At 50.4% G+C, this 20,995-nt stretch carries 21 protein-coding genes; 16 read left to right on the forward strand and 5 right to left on the reverse strand.

Annotated features, from left to right (window positions below; all coding sequences use genetic code 11):
* Positions 1-15 precede the first annotated feature (15 nt).
* Positions 16-507, forward strand: a complete 492-nt coding sequence (locus JOD01_RS01805) for a YajQ family cyclic di-GMP-binding protein (RefSeq protein WP_204516496.1) — start codon at positions 16-18, stop codon at positions 505-507.
* A 95-nt stretch (positions 508-602) separates the two neighbouring features.
* Positions 603-1,064: a hypothetical protein gene (locus JOD01_RS01810; protein ID WP_204516497.1), complete on the forward strand. Its 462-nt coding sequence runs from the start codon at positions 603-605 to the stop codon at positions 1,062-1,064.
* A 134-nt stretch (positions 1,065-1,198) separates the two neighbouring features.
* Here the strand turns inward: JOD01_RS01810 and leuD are convergent, their stop codons facing one another.
* Both leuD and leuC read right to left on the reverse strand, forming a co-directional pair.
* A complete protein-coding gene (gene leuD, locus JOD01_RS01815) occupies positions 1,199-1,789 on the reverse strand; it encodes a 3-isopropylmalate dehydratase small subunit (RefSeq protein WP_204516498.1) in 591 nt (196 codons plus the stop codon).
* Positions 1,786-3,213, reverse strand: coding sequence for a 3-isopropylmalate dehydratase large subunit (gene leuC / locus JOD01_RS01820; protein ID WP_204516499.1), 1,428 nt, complete (start codon positions 3,211-3,213; stop codon positions 1,786-1,788). The genes leuD and leuC overlap by 4 nt, the downstream gene beginning before the upstream one ends.
* Before the next feature lie 117 nt (positions 3,214-3,330).
* Between leuC and JOD01_RS01825 the strand changes: the two genes are divergently transcribed.
* The 5 genes from JOD01_RS01825 (at position 3,331) to JOD01_RS01845 (ending at position 7,288) form a co-directional block, all read left to right on the forward strand.
* Positions 3,331-4,209, forward strand: coding sequence for a LysR family transcriptional regulator (locus JOD01_RS01825; RefSeq protein ID WP_204516500.1), 879 nt, complete (start codon positions 3,331-3,333; stop codon positions 4,207-4,209).
* Positions 4,210-4,310: 101 nt separating this feature from the next.
* Positions 4,311-4,652: a thioredoxin family protein gene (locus JOD01_RS01830; RefSeq protein ID WP_204516501.1), complete on the forward strand. Its 342-nt coding sequence runs from the start codon at positions 4,311-4,313 to the stop codon at positions 4,650-4,652.
* A gap of 37 nt (positions 4,653-4,689) precedes the next feature.
* On the forward strand, positions 4,690-5,601 hold the full coding sequence (locus JOD01_RS01835; protein ID WP_204516824.1) for an RluA family pseudouridine synthase: 912 nt from the start codon (positions 4,690-4,692) through the stop codon (positions 5,599-5,601).
* Positions 5,602-5,660: 59 nt separating this feature from the next.
* A complete protein-coding gene (locus JOD01_RS01840) occupies positions 5,661-6,749 on the forward strand; it encodes a YheC/YheD family endospore coat-associated protein (RefSeq protein ID WP_204516502.1) in 1,089 nt (362 codons plus the stop codon).
* Positions 6,750-6,844: 95 nt separating this feature from the next.
* On the forward strand, positions 6,845-7,288 hold the full coding sequence (locus JOD01_RS01845; protein WP_204516503.1) for a hypothetical protein: 444 nt from the start codon (positions 6,845-6,847) through the stop codon (positions 7,286-7,288).
* 189 nt (positions 7,289-7,477) lie between these two features.
* Here JOD01_RS01845 and JOD01_RS01850 read toward each other — a convergent pair whose 3' ends face one another.
* Both JOD01_RS01850 and trhO read right to left on the reverse strand, forming a co-directional pair.
* A complete protein-coding gene (locus JOD01_RS01850) occupies positions 7,478-8,929 on the reverse strand; it encodes an amidase family protein (RefSeq protein ID WP_204516504.1) in 1,452 nt (483 codons plus the stop codon).
* Between the two features lie 129 nt (positions 8,930-9,058).
* The gene (trhO, locus tag JOD01_RS01855; protein WP_204516505.1) at positions 9,059-9,985 is read right to left on the reverse strand and encodes an oxygen-dependent tRNA uridine(34) hydroxylase TrhO; all 927 of its coding nucleotides are present in this window, start codon (positions 9,983-9,985) and stop codon (positions 9,059-9,061) included.
* A gap of 197 nt (positions 9,986-10,182) precedes the next feature.
* Here trhO and JOD01_RS01860 point away from each other — a divergent pair, with 197 nt between their 5' ends.
* The 5 genes from JOD01_RS01860 (at position 10,183) to JOD01_RS01880 (ending at position 16,273) form a co-directional block, all read left to right on the forward strand.
* Positions 10,183-11,178: a cation diffusion facilitator family transporter gene (locus tag JOD01_RS01860; protein WP_204516506.1), complete on the forward strand. Its 996-nt coding sequence runs from the start codon at positions 10,183-10,185 to the stop codon at positions 11,176-11,178.
* A 74-nt stretch (positions 11,179-11,252) separates the two neighbouring features.
* Positions 11,253-11,792 (forward strand): dUTP diphosphatase, encoded by a 540-nt coding sequence (dut, locus tag JOD01_RS01865; protein WP_204516507.1) that lies wholly within the window; start codon positions 11,253-11,255, stop codon positions 11,790-11,792.
* Between the two features lie 187 nt (positions 11,793-11,979).
* Entirely contained in the window at positions 11,980-13,914 is a 1,935-nt protein-coding gene (locus tag JOD01_RS01870) for an ABC-F family ATP-binding cassette domain-containing protein (protein ID WP_204516508.1), read from the forward strand.
* Positions 13,915-13,949: 35 nt separating this feature from the next.
* Complete coding sequence (locus tag JOD01_RS01875) at positions 13,950-15,563, forward strand: ABC-F family ATP-binding cassette domain-containing protein (protein ID WP_204516509.1); 1,614 nt, start codon at positions 13,950-13,952, stop codon at positions 15,561-15,563.
* A gap of 77 nt (positions 15,564-15,640) precedes the next feature.
* A complete protein-coding gene (locus JOD01_RS01880; RefSeq protein WP_204516510.1) occupies positions 15,641-16,273 on the forward strand; it encodes a TVP38/TMEM64 family protein in 633 nt (210 codons plus the stop codon).
* Here the strand turns inward: JOD01_RS01880 and JOD01_RS01885 are convergent.
* Complete coding sequence (locus JOD01_RS01885; RefSeq protein ID WP_204516511.1) at positions 16,270-16,458, reverse strand: hypothetical protein; 189 nt, start codon at positions 16,456-16,458, stop codon at positions 16,270-16,272. The two genes, JOD01_RS01880 and JOD01_RS01885, sit on opposite strands and share 4 nt — an antisense overlap.
* A gap of 218 nt (positions 16,459-16,676) precedes the next feature.
* Here JOD01_RS01885 and JOD01_RS01890 point away from each other — a divergent pair, with 218 nt between their 5' ends.
* The 4 genes from JOD01_RS01890 to JOD01_RS19945 all read left to right on the forward strand — a co-directional run bounded on the left by JOD01_RS01890 (position 16,677) and on the right by JOD01_RS19945 (position 20,990).
* Entirely contained in the window at positions 16,677-17,534 is an 858-nt protein-coding gene (locus JOD01_RS01890; RefSeq protein ID WP_204516512.1) for a carbon-nitrogen hydrolase family protein, read from the forward strand.
* 29 nt (positions 17,535-17,563) lie between these two features.
* Positions 17,564-18,250 carry a GNAT family N-acetyltransferase gene (locus JOD01_RS01895; RefSeq protein ID WP_204516513.1) on the forward strand — a complete coding sequence of 229 codons (687 nt, stop codon included), beginning with the start codon at positions 17,564-17,566 and terminating at the stop codon, positions 18,248-18,250.
* 4 nt (positions 18,251-18,254) lie between these two features.
* Positions 18,255-18,926 carry a GNAT family N-acetyltransferase gene (locus JOD01_RS01900; RefSeq protein ID WP_204516514.1) on the forward strand — a complete coding sequence of 224 codons (672 nt, stop codon included), beginning with the start codon at positions 18,255-18,257 and terminating at the stop codon, positions 18,924-18,926.
* A 219-nt stretch (positions 18,927-19,145) separates the two neighbouring features.
* The gene (locus JOD01_RS19945) at positions 19,146-20,990 is read left to right on the forward strand and encodes a diguanylate cyclase (protein WP_204516515.1); all 1,845 of its coding nucleotides are present in this window, start codon (positions 19,146-19,148) and stop codon (positions 20,988-20,990) included.
* Positions 20,991-20,995 lie beyond the last annotated feature (5 nt).

A 20,995-nucleotide genomic window follows, 5' to 3' on the forward strand; every position in this document is an offset into this window, starting at 1 on the left:
GGGGGCAGGAATAAGATGAGTAAAGAGAGCTCATTTGACATCGTATCCCAGATCGATTTCGCAGAGGTGAGCAATGCGGTCAACATTGCATTGAAGGAAATTGAAAACCGGTTTGATTTCAAGGGAAGCAAAAGCGGGATCACCTTGGAAAAAGAAGAGCTTGTCTTAACGTCGGATGATGAATTCAAACTGGGTCAGCTTAAAGATGTCCTGTTGGGCAAGTTGATCAAACGCAACGTCTCGATTAAAAACCTTGACTATGGGAAAATCGAACCGGCCAGCGGGGGAACGGTCAGGCAGCGGGTGAAACTGATTCAGGGGATCGATAAAGAAAACGCGAAAAAGATTAACACCTTGATCAAAGAAACCGGCGTCAAAGTTAAGACGCAAATCCAGGATGATCAAATCCGCGTCATCGGGAAGAGCAAGGATGAACTGCAGCAAGTGATTGCCGCGTTGCGCAAAGCGGATTTGCCAATTGAGTTGCAATTTATCAATTATCGCTGATTTTTCCGTGACGAGTTGATTCTATTTTTTCTCTTTTTGGCGTATGCATGTACAAAAAGGGGTACATCCTCCTGACAGAAAGGGAGAGTAGAATCATGAAAGTAATGATTATCAGCTTACGCAGCTTAATCATCGGAGCCATCGTAGTCTTTTTCGTCCTGATCGCTGGTATTGTATTCTTGCTGCAAGATCCGCTCGATGTTTCCAGTTCCTATTTACCGGAAGCGGAGAGTGTTCCTGCGTCCAGCGATTACGTTGAACCGTTCTCTTCAGAAAAACCGGAGCTAGCCCTGGATGTCAATGTCGACGGAACAACGGCAGATGTGAAGCTGATCACGCAAAACTTCACGTTTGTCGATGATGAGGCGGAATCAGTCGAACACGGAAAAGGGCATGCGCATGTGTATCTGGATGGGAAACTGGTGGCAATGACGCACAATCCGGAATTTGTAGTGAAAAATCTGCCCGAAGGTGAACATGAACTGCGTGTCGAATTGACTTACGGAAATCACATGCCTTATAAGGTAGAACGAGTCCAGCTGATCAATGTAAAGTAGGCATGCAAGGTGTCTCCATGGGAGGCACCTTTTTTTTGCTGAACGAACAAGGGGAGTGAACTTGCCGCAACAAAAAAAGGCTGCCGGGCTTCCCCGACAACCTGGACATCCTATATATTTGTCCCAAACCGGCTTTATTTGTTATGGGCGGCTTCATAGGCCGCAATCTTATCCTCATGCACCAACGTCAGGCCGATGTCATCCAAACCATTAAGCAAGCAGTATCTGCGGTATTCATCGACTTCGAACGAGTAGGAAAGACCCGAGGAGTCGGAAATGGTTTGTGCCTGCAAGTCAACGGTTAAGGCGTATCCTTCCTCGGCGCGGGAACGATTGAACAGTTCGTCTACCTGTTCTTCCGCCAGTTTGATCGGCAGGATGCCATTTTTGAAACAGTTGTTGTAAAAAATATCAGCGAAAGAGGGAGCGATGATCACGCGGAAGCCGTAATCCAGCAAGGCCCAGGGGGCATGTTCACGCGACGAACCGCAGCCAAAGTTGTTGCGAGCCAGCAAGATGGTAGCGTCTTTGTAGCGCGGCTGATTCAAGACGAACGATTCAATCGGTTCTCCTTCGGGAGTAAAGCGCCATTCGTAGAACAAAAATTGGCCAAAGCCAGTGCGTTCAATGCGTTTCAAAAACTGTTTCGGGATAATCGCGTCGGTATCTACATTGACACGGTCAAGCGGTGCAGCCAGACCGGTAACAGTGACAAATGGCTTCATTGAAAGACCTCCTTGGTTGCATCTGCTTTCCATTCACGGACATCGACAAAATGTCCTGCAATCGCTGCGGCGGCGGCCATTTCCGGACTGACCAGGTGAGTGCGTCCGCCCCGGCCTTGACGTCCTTCAAAGTTGCGGTTGGACGTAGAAGCGCAGCGCTCGCCAGATTGCAGAATGTCCGGATTCATCGCCAAACACATCGAACAGCCCGACTCACGCCATTCAAAACCGGCTTCGCGGAAAATTTGGTCAAGCCCTTCCTGTTCCGCCAAATGTTTGACCGCTTGCGAACCCGGAACGACGATCGCATTGACATGAGCAGCCACCTTGCGTCCTTTGGCAACGGATGCGGCTTTGCGCAAGTCCTCGATTCGCCCGTTGGTACAAGAACCGATGAAGACGCGGTCGATCTTGATCTCGCTCATCGGCGTGCCCGGAGTCAAGCCCATGTAAGCGAGCGCGTCTTCTGCCGCCTTGCGTTCGGCAGGGGAGGCAAACGATGCCGGTTCCGGCACTCTTCCGGTAATATCCGTACCCATGCCCGGACTTGTCCCCCACGTTACTTGCGGGGCGATCGTAGAAGCATCGATTTCCACATAGGCATCATATGTTGCGCCCGGGTCCGTGCAAAGCTGTTTCCATTTTTCCACAGCTGCGAGGAAATCTTCCCCTTGTGGGACGTAGCGTCTGCCTTTCAAATAGGCGAAGGTGGTCTCATCGGGAGCGATCAGTCCGGCGCGCGCACCGGCTTCAATCGACATATTGCAAACGGTCATGCGTTCTTCCATCGTCAGCTTGCGGATCGCTTCACCGGTATATTCAACCACATAACCAGTGGCAAAAGCGGTTCCGAATTTTGCGATAATCGCTAAAATTAAGTCTTTTGCGCCGACGCCGAAAGGAAGATCGCCTTTGACCCGAACTTCCATCGTTTTCGGTTTGTGTTGCTGCAAACATTGGGTAGCGAGAACATGCTCCACTTCGCTCGTTCCGATTCCGAAGGCGAGGGCGCCAAAAGCTCCATGGGTTGATGTATGGCTGTCGCCGCAAACGATCGTTTTTCCCGGATGGGTCAAGCCCAGTTCCGGTCCGATGACATGGACAATCCCTTGGTCCGGACTGTTCAAATCAGCCAGCGGAATGCCAAACTCGGCGCAATTGGCAGTCAATGTTTCCATTTGTTGTTTGGAGATCGGGTCCTTTACCTGAAACCGATCGGTTGTCGGTACATTGTGGTCCATGGTGGCAAAGGTCAGATCAGGGCGGCGTACTTTACGCCCAGCGAGGCGCAAACCTTCGAAAGCTTGCGGTGAGGTCACTTCGTGCACCAGATGCAGATCGATATAGAGCAAGCTCGGTTTGCCCGGTTCAGCGTGGATTTCATGCTGCTCCCAAATTTTCTCAATGATTGTGCGTGGTGCCATGGAATCGTCCTCCTTCTGCGTACTACAGCTTATATAAGAGTTTTACCATGACAGCTTGCATAGATCAAAGATATAATAGTTATAAGTGATATAGGTTATGCTTATAGGGAGGAAAACATGGAACTTCGACAGATTAAATATGTCCTCGCCGTCGCTGAAGAGCGCAGCTTCTCCAAAGCGGCCAACAAGTTGCATCTGGCTCAGCCTTCATTGAGCCAGCAGATCGGCAAACTGGAAAAGATGCTGGGCGTCGTTCTGTTCCATCGTTTGCCGCAGCAGTTGGAATTGACGGATGCCGGCGAGCGGTTTGTCCAGGTGGCGCAATCTTTGCTCGATCAAACGGAGAGCCTGGAGCGGGAAATGCGCGCGTTTGCCAATGGCGATACGGGCCGGCTGATTGTCGGCAGCTTGCCCAACACGGGCGCTTATGTGATGCCGGAAGCGATCTCCCGGTTTACCCAGCAGTTCCCCCATGTCGAACTTCAGTTGGTTGAAGAGACGTCCAGTCAATTAGAGCAATTGCTGGTCCGAGGAAAAATTGATCTGAGCCTGCTGACATTGCCGATTGAGAATCCGCTGATCGTGACCGAACCTTCGATTCACGAAGAAATTTATTTGGCCGTCCCTCCGCAGCATCCCATCGCCGCGCAGTCGGAAGTCGATCTGGCAACTTTGGCCGCGGAGCCGTTCATCCTCTTGAAAGAGGGGCAAGGATTTCGGCAGATCTCATTGACATTGTGTGAGCAAGCCGGGTTCAGTCCCCGGATCGTGTTTGAAAGCAGCAACATCCAAACCGTGCAATCGTTGGTTGCCGCGGGAATGGGATTTTCGTTTGCGCCGCAGATGATTGCCCAGTCGCCTTGGGTCGCCATTCCGCCCGTCTACGTCCGCCTGCGGACTCGCCCGGAACGAATGCTGGTCGTCGCCTATCGCAAGGATCGCCATTTGACGAAGCCGGCCGCTGCATTTATCCAATTATTGCGCCGAGAGGAGTAACGGGACGAATGGGGGAAGTGCGGGAAAGTGCCGTCCCCTGCGGACAACGGAGGCGAATTTTGGTACACTGATCATAAAGCAGGGAGAAAGGAAGGATTGTCATGAAAGAAATCAAAACAGAAGCTGAGTTTCAAGAAGCGATCGCTTCAAATAAACTGGTTGTCGTCAAATTTTATGCAGACTGGTGCCCCGACTGTCACCGGATTGATCCATTCATGCCGGATGTCGAAAAAGCGTATGCCGACAAACTCGACATGGTGGCGGTGAATCGGGACAATTTCCCCGAGCTGAGCCAACAGCTGGATGTGTTCGGCATCCCCAGCTTTATCGCGTTCAAACAAGGAAAAGAGCTGGTGCGGTTCGTGAGCAAGCTGGGCAAAAGCAGAGAAGAAATCGAGCAATTCCTCGATCGCGCCGTTGACGTCAGCGCGGCGTTGGCTTAGGCAAATTAGCAGAGAAGACGAAAGGGTCTCTTGTGTGATGATCAAAATGGAGAAAAAAGGCGAATGGCTTGTTGGCAACCTGGGTGATGCAGAAGCGGGGATGCCTGCCGGCCAGCTGCTGCGGGAACAGTGGAAACTGCCGAAAAAGCTGGTTCACCTGCTTTTTCAACACAAAGACATTCTTCTGGATGGATTGTCTGTCGGCCAGCACGTGATAACGGCAGCCGGTCAGGAAATTCGCCTGCGCGTCTGTCAGCCGGAAGAGTTGGGGCTCGCTCCGGTAACGCATCCGCTAACGATTTTGTACGAGGATGATCATCTGTTGGTCGCGGATAAGCCTGCCGGGATTTTGCTGCATCCGACAGAGCCGGGCCATCAGGAGACGTTGGACCATTGGGTTGCCGGCCATTTTCAACGGACTGGCATTCAGGCAAAAGTAAGGCATATTCATCGTTTGGATCAGGACACGTCCGGCGCGGTCTTGTACGCCAAACATGCTTTGGCTGCCGCGCTGCTGGACGAGCGGTTGCGCTTGCGGCAGATCAAGCGCAACTACATAGCCTTTGTTCACGGACAGTTGAAGCAAAAGCAGGGAACGATTGATCAGCCAATCGGGCGGGACCGCCATCATCCGCAACGCAGGCGCGTTTCCCCGCACGGTGAGACAGCGATCACCCATTTTCTCGTGCGACAAAGCTGGCGGGATGCCGCATTGCTCGAATGCCGGCTGGACACAGGGAGGACCCACCAAATTCGCGTTCATCTCAGTTATTTGGGCCATCCATTGATCGGGGATGTCCTGTACGGCGGACGGGCGGAATTTGGGCTGAAACGCCAGGCGTTGCATGCCGAACGATTGCGCTTCTTGCATCCTTTTGGCGAACAGGAAATCGAAGTGTACGCGGACTGGCCGCCGGAACTGCTGGAGCTGCAACAAAGACTCTCCTAACCAAAAGCATTGCCAACGAATACAATGCCAAGAAGAAAACCGAGAAAAGAGGGTAGCGGATGACAAAGCCCATGATCGGCATTTTAACTTGGCATGAAGGGACCCGTTTTGCCGAGCCAAGCTTTTTCCGCCGCATGATCCGTGCCGGAAAGGAGCTTGGCTGTGTTGTTTATCTGTTTGGCCCCCAGGATGTGCTGGCCAGCCAACGTAAAGTGAGGGGATATACGTTTCAGCAGGGGACGGGATGGACGCGACAAACATACCGCTTGCCGGATGTGGTGATCGATCGTTTTCGCTTCAGCCGCACCCATCGTTTTCGCGAATATGTAAAATTGCGCAAACAAAATACCTTCCTCTATGCCAACAACAGATTGGCAAACAAATGGAAGGTGCATCAAGTGCTGGAGCGTAACCCGATCATGTGTCAATGGTTGCCGGAAACACGCCTGTACAGTCAACGGAATCTGCGGATGATGCTGGACAAATACCGAAGGGTGTATGTAAAGCCGGCGAATGGAACGGGTGGCCGCGGGATATTGCGGATTGACAGACAAGGCGCAGTCTTTCGGATGCTCGGACGCGATCAACAGCGCCACAAGGTAAGCGGCAGCAAACGCAATAGCGCAGCGCTGGCCAAGTGGCTTGACAACTGGGTGAAGCGGGACAAATATGTGATTCAGCAGGGACTGTTTTTGGAACTGATCCCCAAACGGGCGATCGATTTGCGCCTATTGATTCAAAAGGATCGCCAGGGAGCGTGGAGCGTCACCGGCTGCGGCATCCGCGTCGGCACAAGCAACAGCGCTACGTCCAATTTGCATGGCGGCGGCACAGCGGCGTCGGCTCAACCTTTTCTTGAGCAGCGGTTTGGCCACGACAAAACAGCGGCCATCCTCCAAGATTGCAACCAGCTGGCATATCAGACAGCGTTGACGCTTGAACAGCATTATGGCCAGATGTTAGAATTAGGGTTGGATATCGGAATCGATACAACCGGCCAAGTATGGCTGATTGAAGTCAATCCGAAACCAGGGCGGGAGATTTTTCGCGAAATGGGCGATTGGCAGCGGTACCGCGAAGCAATCCGCAGGCCGCTGGAGTACGCGCTCTTCCTCAGCGGAAGCAAGCGCATAGCAAGCAAAGCTTAGACGACGCGAAGGTGTCGTCTTTTTCCTGTGAAAAGAAAAAAATGGGACTAAACATCACCTCGTTTTGGACAAACTTGAGGGAGAAGGAGTGATCGATGTTGGAACAACTTCTCGCCATCCTTAAGGATTACTGGCTTTTGGTACTGCTCGTGATCGCGGTGATCACCGTGCTGCAAATTGTGCTGCGCAGCATTTTTCGCTTCACCTCGATATTTGTAACGATCGGTGCGGTTATGGTACTCGTGTTAAACTATACACCTGAACAGGTGATCAAACTGGGCAGATCGATGGTCGAACAAACGAATCAGGCTTTGCACTCAACGGTCTTGCCCATTTTGAATGCCGAGTTGAAAGACGCGACCTATCAATTTCATGACGACGGGACCTATGAAGTAAAAACAGCCAGTCTGCGCATTGTCGGTAAAAAAGGAGACCCGACGGCAACGATTTACTATAAAGATAAACAGTTTAAGGTGGATCTAAGCGATTTGGGAGAAGTTTTGCAACGACAAGTCGAGCAGGGAGGAGGCCAGATGTGATGGCCGGTCGCTCTGGCAACAAGCATCGCATATGAACTGATACCAGGAGTATGCGTAATGCTGTTGTGTCAGCAGCAAGAGCAGGGGAAAGCCAGCCAATGGCTACGCAATTTTGATTAAGATGGGGCATGTCCGAATCGAAACGATTCGGACATGCCCGTTTTTGAAGCAAAAGGGGACGCATTTTGCTCAGGAAAATTGCGGGGGTACCCGGTGGTGGGTCGCTTGCTCGAAGGCATAGGCCAGCCGCAATAAAGTAGGTTCACTATACGCCTGGCCGGTAAAGGTAACGCCAACCGGTCGGCCGTCAGGAGTATATCCAGCCGGTACTGTAATCGATGGATAGCCTGCCTTTGCCGCAATACCGGCACCAAAATTATTGGGGAACAAGAGCGCATCCAGCTTATGTTCTTTCATCGCAGCATCGATTCCCTGTTCTTTTGCCAACAGCAAGTCTTTGACCCGGCTTGCAATGTATAGCGGATCAGTGAGGGTGCCGCTGGTTGCCTCTGAATCAAGCAAAATGGTTTGACCATACTTTAAAGTTTGCTCCGGATGATGGAGATTAAATTGGATCAAGTCGCGCAGGCTGCGAATTTTCGTATGGTCCGGCAATTTGCCGAGGTAGGCATTTAACGCCGGTTTAAACTCATGCAGCAAAACATGGAGATCCCATGGTTCGGCAGCGGTAGGAAGATTTGCCGGGTCTACGATAATCGCTCCTTGCTGTCTCATCGCCTCGATCGCCGCATTCATGATCGTTCGCTGTTCTTCATTCAAACGCTCATAATAAACAGAGCGGGGGATGCCGATTCTTGCGCCCCGCAAGCCATCCGGATCGAGATATTGGCAGTAATCCGTCTGGACATAGTCGCCGCTTGTCCAGGTAGCAGGATCGTTTTCATCGATCCCGGTCATTGCGCTTAACAAAATCGCCGCATCGCGAACCGTGCGCGTCATCGGTCCGGCGGTATCCTGACTTACGGCAATCGGAATGATTCCGCTGCGGCTGATCAAGCCGACGGTCGGTTTGATTCCGACCAGTGAATTGGCGCTGGCCGGGCTGATAATCGAGCCGGATGTTTCTGTACCGATGGCGGCGACAGCCAAATTGGCGGCAATGGCCGAAGCGGAGCCGGAGCTGGAGCCGCCGACATCAAATACACCTGGACCGTATGGATTGAGCACCTGACCGCCGCGGGAACTGTATCCATTCGGCATGTTTACGGTCATAAAGTTGGCCATTTCGGTTAAATTCGTTTTTCCGAGGATGATCGCGCCGTTTTTGCGCAGCTGTTGGGCAACGAACGAATCAGCGCTTGCATAAGAATTGGCTAGCGCGAGAGTTCCGGCGCTTGTATGCATTTTATCGCCTGTATCAATATTATCTTTCAAAAGAATCGGAATTCCGTGCAGCGGGGACCGGATTCCTTTCTGTTTACGTTCGAGATCGAGCGCTTCCGCAATATGCAGGGCATCAGGATTGATTTCCAACACCGCATTCAGTTTCGGTCCCTGCTTGTCCAGGGCTGCGATTCGCTGCAAATAAGTTAGCACCAGTGTTCTCGCGGTTACTTTTCCCGCGCTCATCGCTTGCTGCAGTTGTTCTATTGTGGCTTCTACAATCCAATCGTCGTTCATCGGGGCCTCCTCAACATAGGACAAAGATCAATACTGTTTTAAGCATAACACAAACAGCAGTGCGATGATGATTATTTGCAATATAAAAAAGCCGCTCCCTGTGATGTGAACAGGGAGCGGCTTGCCATATTAAGCGTGGCTGGCCACTGTTTCTTCCTCAACATAACGGTTCCGCGGATGTTCGCGGCATTCATCCGAGCAAGAGCGTTTGTATTTTTTCTCGCACTCAGGGCAGCAGATGTGTTGGCGGTTGCACTCCGGATTCGCGCAGTTCACATAACGGTCTTCCGTTTTGCCGCAATAGTAGCATTTGCCGATTACGACATCTTCCTCTGTGCGGTTGATCGGGACAGAGATGCGCTCATCAAACACATAGCATTTGCCGTCCCACAGTCTGCCTTTCACTTCAGGATCTTTCCCATAGGATACGATACCGCCGTGCAGTTGGTATACTTCTTTGAATCCTTCCTTCAACAAGAAGCCGGACAATTTTTCACAGCGAATTCCGCCTGTGCAGTAGGTGAGGACTTTTTTATCCTTGTAATCGGCCAGGTTTTTGCGAATCCATTCCGGAAATTCACGGGAAGAGCGGACTTCCGGACGGATCGCACCGCGGAAATGACCGATATCGTATTCGTAATAGTTGCGTCCGTCAAGAATCACAACATCATCGCGCTGAATCATTTCATACCATTCTTTTGGAGACAAGCGTTTGCCCGTCAATTCATTCGGATTGACGTCCTCTTCCAGACGCCAGGTTACGATCTCTTTTTTCGCGCGGACAAACATTTTTTTGAACGCATGTTGGTCAGCTTCATCTATTTTAAATTCCATGTCTGCGAAACGAGGATCTTTCCGCAGATCAGCCATATATTTGTCGGTTTGTTCAATCGTTCCCGATACGGTACCGTTAAATCCTTCAGGAGCAACGAGAATGCGGCCTTTCAACCCCAGCTCTTTGCAGTAGGCAAGATGCTCGGCAGCAAATTGTTCATGGTTTTCAATGGGAACATATTTATAGTACAACAAAATTCGATACGGTTTTTGTACTTGCATTGTACAAATTCACCCCTACCTATTAAATTTAAATTAAAACGTAACGTCTATTATAACCGATCACTAGGAGAAAAGATAGGGGAAATTGTTGCAAAGGCACAAGGGTTCTTCACTTCTTCTAAGTAAAACGAAACCGATCGCCACCGGAATCGTATGAATAATTATGATCAGAGATTTTGAGAATGCGGAGGTAATGAATGAACACCGGACAGGAACCAGAGAGTTTTTTGGCATTGATTAAAAAAGGAAACAAATCATCAGCTTTGGCTTTGCTTGGCAATGCCGTAATCGCCGCGATCAAAATGGTGGCCGCGACGGCAAGCGGCAGCGGGGCGATGTTTGCATCCGCGATGCACTCGTTGGCGGATGCCGTCAATCAGGGGTTTGTGTTTGTCGGCAGCATTTTGGCGGAAAAAAGCCCGACTCGCAGATTTCCCAATGGCTTTGGCCGTGTGATCAATCTGTTTTGCATGGTCGCGGTGATTGTGGTCACGATGATGGCCTATGAAACGATCAAAGAAGGATGGCATTTGTTCCAGCATCCTGTGAAAACCGACATGTTTTGGTTAAATACCAGCGTGCTGATCATCAACTTGTTGATCGATGGCGCGATTTTGATTAAAGCAATGAAAGAGATCGTCAAGGAAGCAAGAGTGCAGATAAAAGGATTGGCGTTCATTCCGGCCTCTTTTCAAAATGTTGGCCGCGCAGCACCGCCGACACGTTTGGTCTTTTACGAAGATTTGGTAGCGGTCAGCGGGGCGCTTCTCGCGTTGGTCGCGATCGTTGTCACAGCTTTTACTGATTTTACCAAGCTGGACGGGATTGTTTCGATGTTGATCGGCTTGTTGATGCTGGGCGTCGCTTTTCGCGTCGGCTACGACAATATGGTCGGGCTGATCGGCGTGATGGCTCCGCCGGACGTAACGGATAAAGTGGCGCGGATTATTTTGGCGGATCAAGATGTGACGGACATTAACGGAATCCGGGTTGTCCAGGAAGGGCGCTATTATCATGTCGACGCGATGATCGAACTGCGCATTGGCCTGTCGCTGGCGGATGCCGATGACATAAAATTTCGGATTGAACGAAAACTGTTGGGCGAACCGGAGATCAAGGATGTTGTCTTGGGAATTATCGAAGATAACGGCGTTCAGAACTGGTCGCCGCAAACGCTGGATCGTTCCCTTTAGGGCGAAAAACAGCGAATCCTCGTCTGTTTATGGTATAATGCTTGCAATTGCAACAACGCAGAGAGGGGAAACCAATGAGGAAGCAGAGAGAACAAGTAGCAGTAAAAGTAAAAACACTTCATCCGGATGCGGCGATTCCACGCTATGCAAAAGCGCTGGATGCCGGCTTTGATCTGGTCGCCGTAGAGGATGTCATCATTGCGCCTGGAGAGACGGCAAAAATCAAGACCGGACTCGCCTTCGCGATTCCCGACGGGTATGAATTGCAGGTGCGCCCACGCTCCGGAATCAGCGCCAAAACCAAACTGCGGATCAGTAATTCTCCCGGTACAATCGATGCCGGCTATCGCGGCGAAGTCGCCATTTTGATGGACAATATCCGGATTCCTTCCGGAGCAATTTCCCATGAATGTTTTGATCTATCCGAGCAGCCGATACAGGTCGAGCAACCGGTTGATCGGCATGCCTATCTGATCCGCAAAGGGGAACGCATTGCCCAAGGAGTGCTGTGCGAGGTGCCGCTGGCCATGTTTGAACAAGTGGCAGAGCTTGATGAGACAGAACGGGGTGCCGGTGGCTTTGGCAGCAGCGGTGTCGGCACACAATCGAAATAAAGTCAGACGGACTGGCAACCTGAACCAGCAGCATAAGTGCTGACTGGTTCATTTCTTTCTCGCCGCTTCTGGCAAATACGATGCGGGACTTGCTTTCCATAAAAAAATGGCTGTCAGCCTAGAGCTTCGAATCAAAACATGGTACGATAGAGATTGGTGTACTTGTAAAGGCCAGGTGAACATGATTATGCAAATGCTTTCGGTTGAACAACTTACCAAGAGTTATGGCGAAAAAGTCCTTTTCGATCAGATCTCTTTTCATATTTCGGAACAACAGCGGATCGGTCTGATCGGCGTGAATGGAACCGGTAAGTCCTCGCTGTTGAAAATTATCGCCGGTCTGGATACGGCCGACAGCGGCAAGGTCGTCCACGCCAATCATTTCCATGTGGAATATTTGCCGCAAAATCCTGTGTTTGACGAAACGTCGACGGTGCTGGACCAGGTGTTTTATGGGGAAAGTCCGTTGATGAAGCTCCTGCGAGACTATGAACAGGTGTTGGCCGACTTGCAACGCGAACCGGACAATCAGCAGGCACAACAGCGATTGCTCAATTTGCAAAACAGGATGGATGCAGCCAACGCCTGGGAAATGAATACACAAGCGAAGACGATTTTGACACGCCTGGGCATCACGCAATTTTTTGCCCCTGTGTCGCAATTGTCTGGCGGTCAGCGCAAACGGGTGGCAATGGCTCGCGCTTTGATTCAACCGGCTGATCTGCTGGTATTGGATGAACCAACCAACCATCTCGACAATGAAACGATCGAATGGCTGGAAGAGTATTTAAATCGGTACAAAGGTTCAATTTTGCTGGTAACGCACGACCGGTACTTTCTTGATCGGGTCGCCAATCGGATTTTCGAATTGGATCGCGGGAAGTTGTACAGCTACGAAGGCAACTATGCCGCTTTTCTGGAGAAAAAGGCGGAACGTCTTGAACTGGAAGCGGCCGCCGAAAGCAAGCGGCAAAATTTGCTGCGCCGGGAACTGGCCTGGCTGCATCGCGGCGCAAAAGCTCGCACGACCAAGCAAAAGGCGAGAATTCAACGGGTGGAAGAACTGCGCGACCGAAAAGCGGACGGACCGACAGACAAGTTGGACATGGCGCTCGGAGCCAGTCGGTTGGGTAAAAAAGTGCTGGAGATCGAGCATTTGCAGAAACGATACGGGGAGCGCACCCTCATCCGCGATTTCAGTCATATTGTCCAGCCGGGCGACCGGATCGGCATTATCGGACCAAACGGCAGCGGCAAATCGACGCTGCTCAATCTGATTGCCGGCCGCATCCAGCCTGACGCTGGCTCGATCGAGATCGGACAAACGGTCAAGTTGGCTTATTACACGCAAGAAAGCGTGGAAATGAACGACCAACAGCGTGTGATCGATTATATCAAAGAGGTGGCGGAAGTCATCCATACCGTTGACGGTCAGACAATCACCGCTGCACAAATGCTGGAACGCTTCCTCTTCCCGCCCTACATGCAGTGGACCTTGATTGGCAAACTGTCCGGCGGGGAGAAACGTCGCCTGTATCTGCTGCGCACCTTGATGGGTGAACCGAACGTGCTGCTGCTGGATGAACCGACCAACGACCTCGATATTGAGACGTTGACCATTCTCGAAGATTATTTGGATTCGTTTCCGGGTACGGTGATTACGGTTTCTCACGACCGCTATTTCCTCGATCGGACCGTTGACGATTTGTTTGCTTTTGAAGGTGACGGAGACATACGTCACTTCACCGGAAACTATACCGATTATCTTCAGGCTCGGCGCGCCCAGCCGGATTTGCCCAACTCGCCAGCTTCTTCCCCTTCCGGCAAAACGGCGCGGGCGGAAGCGTCCAATGCGTCGTCTGCCACGGGCAGAAATCAGAATCGCTCCCGCAAACTCTCCTATAAGGAGCAGAAGGAGTGGGAAAGCATCGAAGGCAAAATTGCCGAGCTGGAAACAAAAGCGGCGGAATTGAAACAGGCGATTGCCGAGGCGGCAAGCGATTATGCCAAAATCGAAGGATTGTATCAGGAAGAGCAGCGGGTCGCCGCCGAATTGGAAGCCGCCATTGAAAGATGGGCGGAACTCTCCGCATTGGTAGAAGAAATGGAACAACAAAAATAGCTGTAAAATAAATGATAAAGGCGGTAATTAGACGAATGATCAGCACAAATGGCGTAACCTTGCGTTACGGTGGCAGAGCATTGTTTGAGGATGTAACGATTAAATTCACTCCCGGAAATTGCTACGGTTTAATCGGGGCGAATGGAGCAGGGAAATCAACCTTTCTCAAAATTTTGTCGGGCGAAATCGAACCTACCAGCGGGCAAGTGTCCGTGACTCCTGGCGAACGGATTGCGGTACTGAAACAAAACCATTTTGAATTTGACGACAAAGAAGTACTGACCACGGTCATCATGGGGCATTCACGTCTCTATGAAATTATGGAAGAGAAAAACGCCCTGTATGCCAAACCTGATTTTTCCGAGGAGGACGGCCTGAAAGCTTCCGAGTTGGAAGGGGAATTTGAAGATTTGAACGGTTGGCAGGCGGAATCGGATGCGGCCGAACTGTTGATCGGACTTGGTATTCCGACAGATTTGCACAACAAGATGATGAAAGATTTAAGCGGGAATGAAAAAGTGCGTGTCCTGCTGGCGCAAGCGCTGTTCGGGAATCCGCATATTTTGCTGTTGGACGAACCGACCAACCACCTGGATATCGAATCGATCCGGTGGTTGGAAAACTTCCTGCTGAATTACGAAAATACCGTCATTGTCGTTTCCCATGACCGGCACTTCCTGAACAAAGTTTGTACGCATATTGCCGATATTGACTTTGGCAAAATTCAACTGTATGTCGGGAACTATGATTTTTGGTATGAATCCAGTCAATTGGCGTTAAAATTAATGAGAGAACAAAATAAGAAGAAAGAAGAGAAGATCAAGGAACTGGAAAGCTTTATCGCCAGATTCAGCGCCAACGCTTCCAAATCGCGGCAGGCTACCTCCCGCAAAAAATTGCTGGACAAGATCACGCTTGACGACATTAAGCCGTCTTCGCGCAAATATCCGTTCATCAATTTCAAACCGGAGCGGGAAGCAGGCAAAAACTTGCTGGTTATCGAAGGGTTGAGCAAAACGATCGATGGCGAGAAATTGTTTGAAAACCTGCATTTGACCATTAACAAAGGAGACAAAATTGCTTTTGTCGGGCCGAATGAATTGGCCAATACGACGTTGTTCCGCATTCTGGTGGGCGAGTTGGAGGCCGACAGCGGCACGTTTGAATGGGGCGTCACGACTTCCCGGGCGTATTTCCCTAAAGATAACTCTGATTATTTCAATGTCGATCTGAATCTCGTCGATTGGCTGCGTCAGTATTCCAAAGAACAAGATGAGACGTTTATCCGCGGATTCCTGGGCAGAATGTTGTTCTCCGGGGAAGAGTCGTTGAAAAAAGCGAGTGTTCTCTCCGGGGGAGAAAAAGTGCGTTGCATGCTCGCGAAAATGATGTTGACTGCCGCTAACGTACTGATTCTGGATGAGCCGACCAACCACCTCGATCTCGAATCGATCACCGCTTTGAACAACGGATTAATCGAATTTGAAGGAACCGTCTTGTTTGTTTCCCATGACCATCAGTTTGTGCAGACGATTGCCAACCGGGTGATCGAGTTGACGCCGAACGGGGTCATTGACAAGATGATGAGTTATGACGAATATTTGGAAAGCGAAGATGTGAAACAACAGCGGGCAGCGTTGTATGCCTGAACAAACAGCCCTCCCCACAAAGCGGGGAGGGTCTTTTGCAAACAAAAAGGCGCATGGAGGAGCAGAGGAGTCGCAACATGAAAAAATGGCTGTTTGTCATCGGTTACATCGTGGTTATATCCATTGCGTTGTTGTATCGGGAACCTCTGCTTGTCTGGCTGCGGGGCGGCGAGCCGTCGCAGATTCCGCTGATGATCGCGCTGGTGACGTTCATCGGTTTGTTTCCCGTGGTGCCGTTTACGCTTATCGCCGGGATCATGGGTTCCAAATACGGCCCGCTAACGGGCGGTTTGATTAACCTTGCCGGATCGCTGCTTGCCTCCGTGTTGATGTTTTTGGCCGTCCGCCTGTTTTTTTTCCGCCAAGGGCGGGCATATTTGAGCCGGTTTGCTCAACTGGCATCGATCACACAGCAGTTTGAAAAAAACGCTTTTCTGGCGATCTTGTTTGCGAGGTTGATTCCGATCGTCCCATCTCCGTTGCTCAATGTGTATGCGGCCATCAGCAAGGTGACAATGTCGACGTTTGTCCTTGCTTCTGGTCTGGGGAAAGTTCCTTTGATGCTGGTGTTGGCCTTTGTCGGCAACCGCCTGCTGGCCAACTGGCGCGATACGGCGCTGGCCGCGGCGATTTATCTGATCTTTATCGCGGTAACCTATCTGGGGTACAGATGGTGGAAAAAAGCGGGGACGAAAACGGCCCGATCTTAAATGGTTCTGTCTTCGTCCACTACCTCCACTTTCTCCAGCATGGTTTCCAGGCTGGAGAAGATGACACGTTCACTGCGCGGCACCTGCCAAAAAACAACGATATGCTGTTCATCGATATATTCGATTATGCCTTTTTTTCTTGGCCGATCTTTCGTTTTGACTGGTTTGCCAAGCAAATCTTCCATAGACGATCACCCATTGATGTTTTTACTGGCATCATAGCAAAAAATAGCTGACAATCAAAGAGGTTGCCTGAGCAACTCGCAGATACGTTTTCTGTACGGGAAACGTTTGAACCAAAGCGAAAACATGCTATGATGTTTTTTATAACCAGATGGCAGCATAGACAAGCTGCTCTGGACGTGCTCTTTTTTGGAGAATACAGTTAAAGGGGGAACTACTTATGAAAATACGCGTTTCTGCTGTACAGTATCATTTACATACGATCGCCAGTTTTGCGGAGTTTGCGGGACAGGTTGAACATTATGTCAAAACAGCCGCCGAGTTTGACGCGGAATTTTTGCTGTTTCCCGAATTGTTCACCACACAGTTGATGTCAATTCCGGATGAGGCAGGGCAAGCGTTGGCCATTGAGCAATTGCCGCAATATACGCAAAGCTACCTTGACCTGTTTCAGCGAATGGCGCAGCAATATCGCATGCATATTATCGGGGGAACCCACATTATTGCCGAACAGGGAAAACTGTATAACACCGCTTATCTTTTCTACCCCGACGGCCGGGTGGGAGAGCAAAGAAAACTGCACATTACCCCGACCGAGGTCAAGGAATGGAATATGGCAGCGGGGGACAAACTGCAAATTTTTGAAACCGATAAAGGAAAAATTGCAATCCTGATTTGTTACGATATCGAGTTCCCCGAAATTGTCCGCATGGCAAAAGCCAAAGGAGCGGATGTGATTTTCTGCCCATCCTGCACGGATGATCGGCACGGGTTCCACCGCGTCCGCTATACCAGTCATGCGCGGGCGATTGAAAATCAGGTCTATGTGGTGGTGACCGGGACGATCGGTTCGTTGCCGACCGTTGATTTTATGCGGGCGAATTTTGGTCAGGCCGCTGTCTTGACACCCAATGACATTCCGTTCCCGCCGCGCGGAATCCTCGCGGAAGGGGAGATTAACGACGATATGATCATTACCGCTGATTTGGATCTGGATTTGTTGGAACAAGTCCGCCAGCGCGGATCGGTTACGACCTGGCGAGATCGACGGATCGACCTGTATACGGACTGGTCCTGATCGTACCATCGTCATTGGGGGGGATTCGGTTGTACCGAAAAGAACTGTATGTATTTGCCGAGAAAAAACCGATCAAGGCGATAGTGCGAAATTATCAAGAGGAAGACTTTGCCGATTTGATTGCCATTCAGCAGGAATGTTTTCCTCCTCCGTTTCCTTCCGACCTCTGGTGGAAAGAAGAACAGCTGGAGCAGCATGTCCGGTTGTTTCCGGAAGGGGCGCTTTGTGTGGAGATTGAGGGCGAAGTCGTCGCGTCCATGACCGGGCTGCTGGTTGACTTCGATCCCAACCATCCCGATCATACTTGGGAAGAGATTACAGACGGAGGCTATATCCGCAATCATCAGCCGAACGGCGATACACTCTATGTGGTCGACATCAGTGTCCGCCCCCGCTTTCGCAAACTGGGGCTAGGCAAGCTCTTGATGGAAGCGATGTACCAGTTGGTCGTTCATAAGGGACTGACCCGGCTTCTCGGTGGCGGCCGCATGCCGGGCTATGGACAGCATGCCGACAGATGGACGGCGGAGCAGTATTTGCAAGCTGTGTTGCGCGGAGAAATCGCTGATCCGGTGATCACGTTTTTGCTCAGATGCGGGCGCACCCCCGTGAAAGTGGTGGCGAATTATTTGGATGATGCGGAATCCCGCAATTATGCAACACTGATGGAATGGAAAAATCCGTTTTTCGTTCATCCAGAAACAGAGAGGGGATAAAAAAGTGGATTATGTACGAATTACCCATATCGATGACCCGTTGTTCCGTAAAATGCATCAATTGATGCAGGAAGTGTTTCCGGCAGAGGAGGTACTGGAATTTTCCTTGTGGAAAGAACCGTTGGAAGATCCGGGGATTCGTGTTTTTGTCGCTGTTCATGAAGGAAATGTGGTAGGAGCAACAGAATATCGTTATTACCCGCAATTACGGGTAGCGATGACAGATTTTACGATTATTGGCCGGGAGGGGCTGGGGATCGGACGCTTTCTCAGCCAAAAGCGTCAGGCAGATCTGGAAGCATTGGCAACACAAGCCGGTCAAGAGATGCTGGGAATGTTCGCTGAAATTTATGATCCGTATCGTGTCGAGCATCATGTATTCGGCGGTGTCAAACCGATGGACCCGTTTGTTCGCCGGGAGGTTTTGTCCCATCTTGGCTACAAACGTCTTGACTTCCCTTATGTACATCCGTCCTGGAAAAACGATGGTGAAGCGGTGAGCGAACTCGATCTTTGCTTCATGCCCGCAAATGATGAATTGAAACAGCTGGATGCATCGCTGGTTGTTACGTTCTTGACACATTACTATGCAATTCTGGAGAACAAACCGACAGCTTGGTTAAAGATGATCGAGCAGCTTCGCGATAAGGAAACCATTGATTTGCTTCCGATTTGACGAATGAAAGTTCTGTTCCCCAAGTAGACGCTACTTGGGGATTTTTCATTTTTGACAAAGGCAGGAAAATTGTTTGAATTTTAAAGGAAAATTTGACGATGAGCAGAATTGTATAAACTTGTGTCTGCATAACATTGAGCTTGCTTGATGCAAGGTTGTCGAACTTCCATGATTATGCTTGGAATGGACAAAATTTTTAGGTAAGTAGGAGAGCTGTTTGTGCTTAAAACAATTAGTTTGCAACTCAAAATGATGGTGTTAGTGACAATTGTGGTACTGGTGGCAGTTTCATCCCTGGTTGCTTATGACGCTTACTTTTTGCAAACATCGTTGAGACAATCCAATCTTCATCATTTTGAATACTTGACCTCGTCAATTGGCGTGAGAGTGGAGAAGGCTGTTGCCGATGGTGAGATCCAGTCTGCGCTTGACCAGATCCAGAGGGCAGAACCGCAGTTGGCTTACCTAACTTATCACGAAAAGATCGGGGACCACTACCAAGTCGTCGCCTCCACGAGTCGGAATACAATCGGGTTTCCTTCCTCATCCGAAATCGTCAAAATACCCGGCAGCAAACAAATGTCGCTAACCTACCTGGAACAGAAGCAAAGCCAGCTGGGCGAAGTGCGCCTGTTAAGCCCGATTGCGACGAATTCCGGTCACACCGGAATATTGGAAGTCGTTGGATATTATCCTGATCCTTCAATGTTTATCAAGGAACGGTTAACTTTGACGGTTTCGGTAGGGATCTTTGTCAGTTTGTTTGCCATCATCGGAATGGGCTTGATTATTAATAGACTAATGATTAATCCACTGCATTGGTTGCGCGATGCAGTGAATTCTGTTCTCAAGCAAGGAACGCAGAAAATGGAGATGCCGCAAGAACCCGAGTTTGCCGAGGTCGCCGTTGCCTTTCACGAGGTCGTTTCCAAGATGGAAAAACATTACCTGGAAAGTATTACCGATCCGTTGACGGGTGTTTATAACAGTTCTTACTTCAAGCAAACGCTGACGGAACTGATCGAAAAGACGAAGACCGCGGATGAATCGCTCGTTTTGCTGTTTTGTGATGTCGATGACTTCAAAAAAATCAACGACAATCTGGGGCATTTGTATGGAGACCAGGTTCTCCGTCACGTAAGCCAACTCATCTGCCGCAAAGTTCGGCCAACCGATGTGGTTTGCCGATATGGCGGGGAAGAATTCGTCATTCTTTTGCCGCAAACCAACCCTGACACAGGAAAGCAGATAGCCGAACAGATCAGACAGGCTGTTGCCGAACTTGGCGGAACGGAGTCGATCTTTCCCGTTACGATTAGTATTGGTCTGGCCGCTTGTCCAGCGCACGATGATGGCAGCCAGCTGGTCGAGCTCGCCGACCAGGCGATGTATACGGCAAAACGGCAAGGGAAAAACAAGGTGGTGTCTGCCGGTGAGCTGAAGCTGCACAAGAGTCGCCCGAACCTTGACGTTGCTGAGGAGAAATGGTTGATGCTCAACACCGTTCTTTCTCTGGCAGAGTCCCGTTTTTATCATGGCGAAGTTACCGACAGTCATTCCAGTGCTGTTTCCCGTTACGCCTGCGCCATCGGCAGCAAAATGGGAATGTCATCAGAGGAGATCAACCGAATCCGGGTAGCGGGTCTGCTTCATGACATCGGCATGCTGGCGATCGCGCCCTCCATCGCGTTAAAACAAGGGGAATTGACGCGCTTTGAGTATGAGCTTGTCAAGGCGCATTCCGTTTATGGCTACAATCTGCTTTCCCATATCAAGGAAATGCAGGACATTTTGCCTTATGTTCTCTATCATCATGAACGACCGGATGGGAAGGGGTATCCGTATGGATTGACAAGGATTCCGTTGGGGGCGCGGATTATTTCCGTAGCAGAGGCGTTTGACGCAATGGTTTCAACCGCCTATTACCGCAGGCAACCGTTAACCAAAGATCTGGCGATGGAGGAACTGAAGAGGGGCAGCGGAACACAGTTTGACAAGGATGTTGTTGAGACATTTCTTTCCGTCCTGTCGAGAGACGCGCAAACTGCCGGAATCAGCATCTAATGTTT

Source organism: Brevibacillus fulvus, from assembly GCF_016908525.1.
Classification (GTDB): domain Bacteria; phylum Bacillota; class Bacilli; order Brevibacillales; family Brevibacillaceae; genus Brevibacillus_G; species Brevibacillus_G fulvus.

Bases quoted from the DNA above. Each gene is read 5' to 3' on its own strand.
- JOD01_RS01805 (WP_204516496.1), top strand. From the start codon at position 16: ATGAGTAAAGAGAGCTCATTTGACATCGTATCCCAGATCGATTTCGCA.
- JOD01_RS01810 (WP_204516497.1), top strand. From the start codon at position 603: ATGAAAGTAATGATTATCAGCTTACGCAGCTTAATCATCGGAGCCATC.
- leuD (WP_204516498.1), bottom strand. From the start codon at position 1,789: ATGAAGCCATTTGTCACTGTTACCGGTCTGGCTGCACCGCTTGACCGT.
- leuC (WP_204516499.1), bottom strand. From the start codon at position 3,213: ATGGCACCACGCACAATCATTGAGAAAATTTGGGAGCAGCATGAAATC.
- JOD01_RS01825 (WP_204516500.1), top strand. From the start codon at position 3,331: ATGGAACTTCGACAGATTAAATATGTCCTCGCCGTCGCTGAAGAGCGC.
- JOD01_RS01830 (WP_204516501.1), top strand. From the start codon at position 4,311: ATGAAAGAAATCAAAACAGAAGCTGAGTTTCAAGAAGCGATCGCTTCA.
- JOD01_RS01835 (WP_204516824.1), top strand. From the start codon at position 4,690: ATGATCAAAATGGAGAAAAAAGGCGAATGGCTTGTTGGCAACCTGGGT.
- JOD01_RS01840 (WP_204516502.1), top strand. From the start codon at position 5,661: ATGACAAAGCCCATGATCGGCATTTTAACTTGGCATGAAGGGACCCGT.
- JOD01_RS01845 (WP_204516503.1), top strand. From the start codon at position 6,845: ATGTTGGAACAACTTCTCGCCATCCTTAAGGATTACTGGCTTTTGGTA.
- JOD01_RS01850 (WP_204516504.1), bottom strand. From the start codon at position 8,929: ATGAACGACGATTGGATTGTAGAAGCCACAATAGAACAACTGCAGCAA.
- trhO (WP_204516505.1), bottom strand. From the start codon at position 9,985: ATGCAAGTACAAAAACCGTATCGAATTTTGTTGTACTATAAATATGTT.
- JOD01_RS01860 (WP_204516506.1), top strand. From the start codon at position 10,183: ATGAACACCGGACAGGAACCAGAGAGTTTTTTGGCATTGATTAAAAAA.
- dut (WP_204516507.1), top strand. From the start codon at position 11,253: ATGAGGAAGCAGAGAGAACAAGTAGCAGTAAAAGTAAAAACACTTCAT.
- JOD01_RS01870 (WP_204516508.1), top strand. From the start codon at position 11,980: ATGCAAATGCTTTCGGTTGAACAACTTACCAAGAGTTATGGCGAAAAA.
- JOD01_RS01875 (WP_204516509.1), top strand. From the start codon at position 13,950: ATGATCAGCACAAATGGCGTAACCTTGCGTTACGGTGGCAGAGCATTG.
- JOD01_RS01880 (WP_204516510.1), top strand. From the start codon at position 15,641: ATGAAAAAATGGCTGTTTGTCATCGGTTACATCGTGGTTATATCCATT.
- JOD01_RS01885 (WP_204516511.1), bottom strand. From the start codon at position 16,458: ATGGAAGATTTGCTTGGCAAACCAGTCAAAACGAAAGATCGGCCAAGA.
- JOD01_RS01890 (WP_204516512.1), top strand. From the start codon at position 16,677: ATGAAAATACGCGTTTCTGCTGTACAGTATCATTTACATACGATCGCC.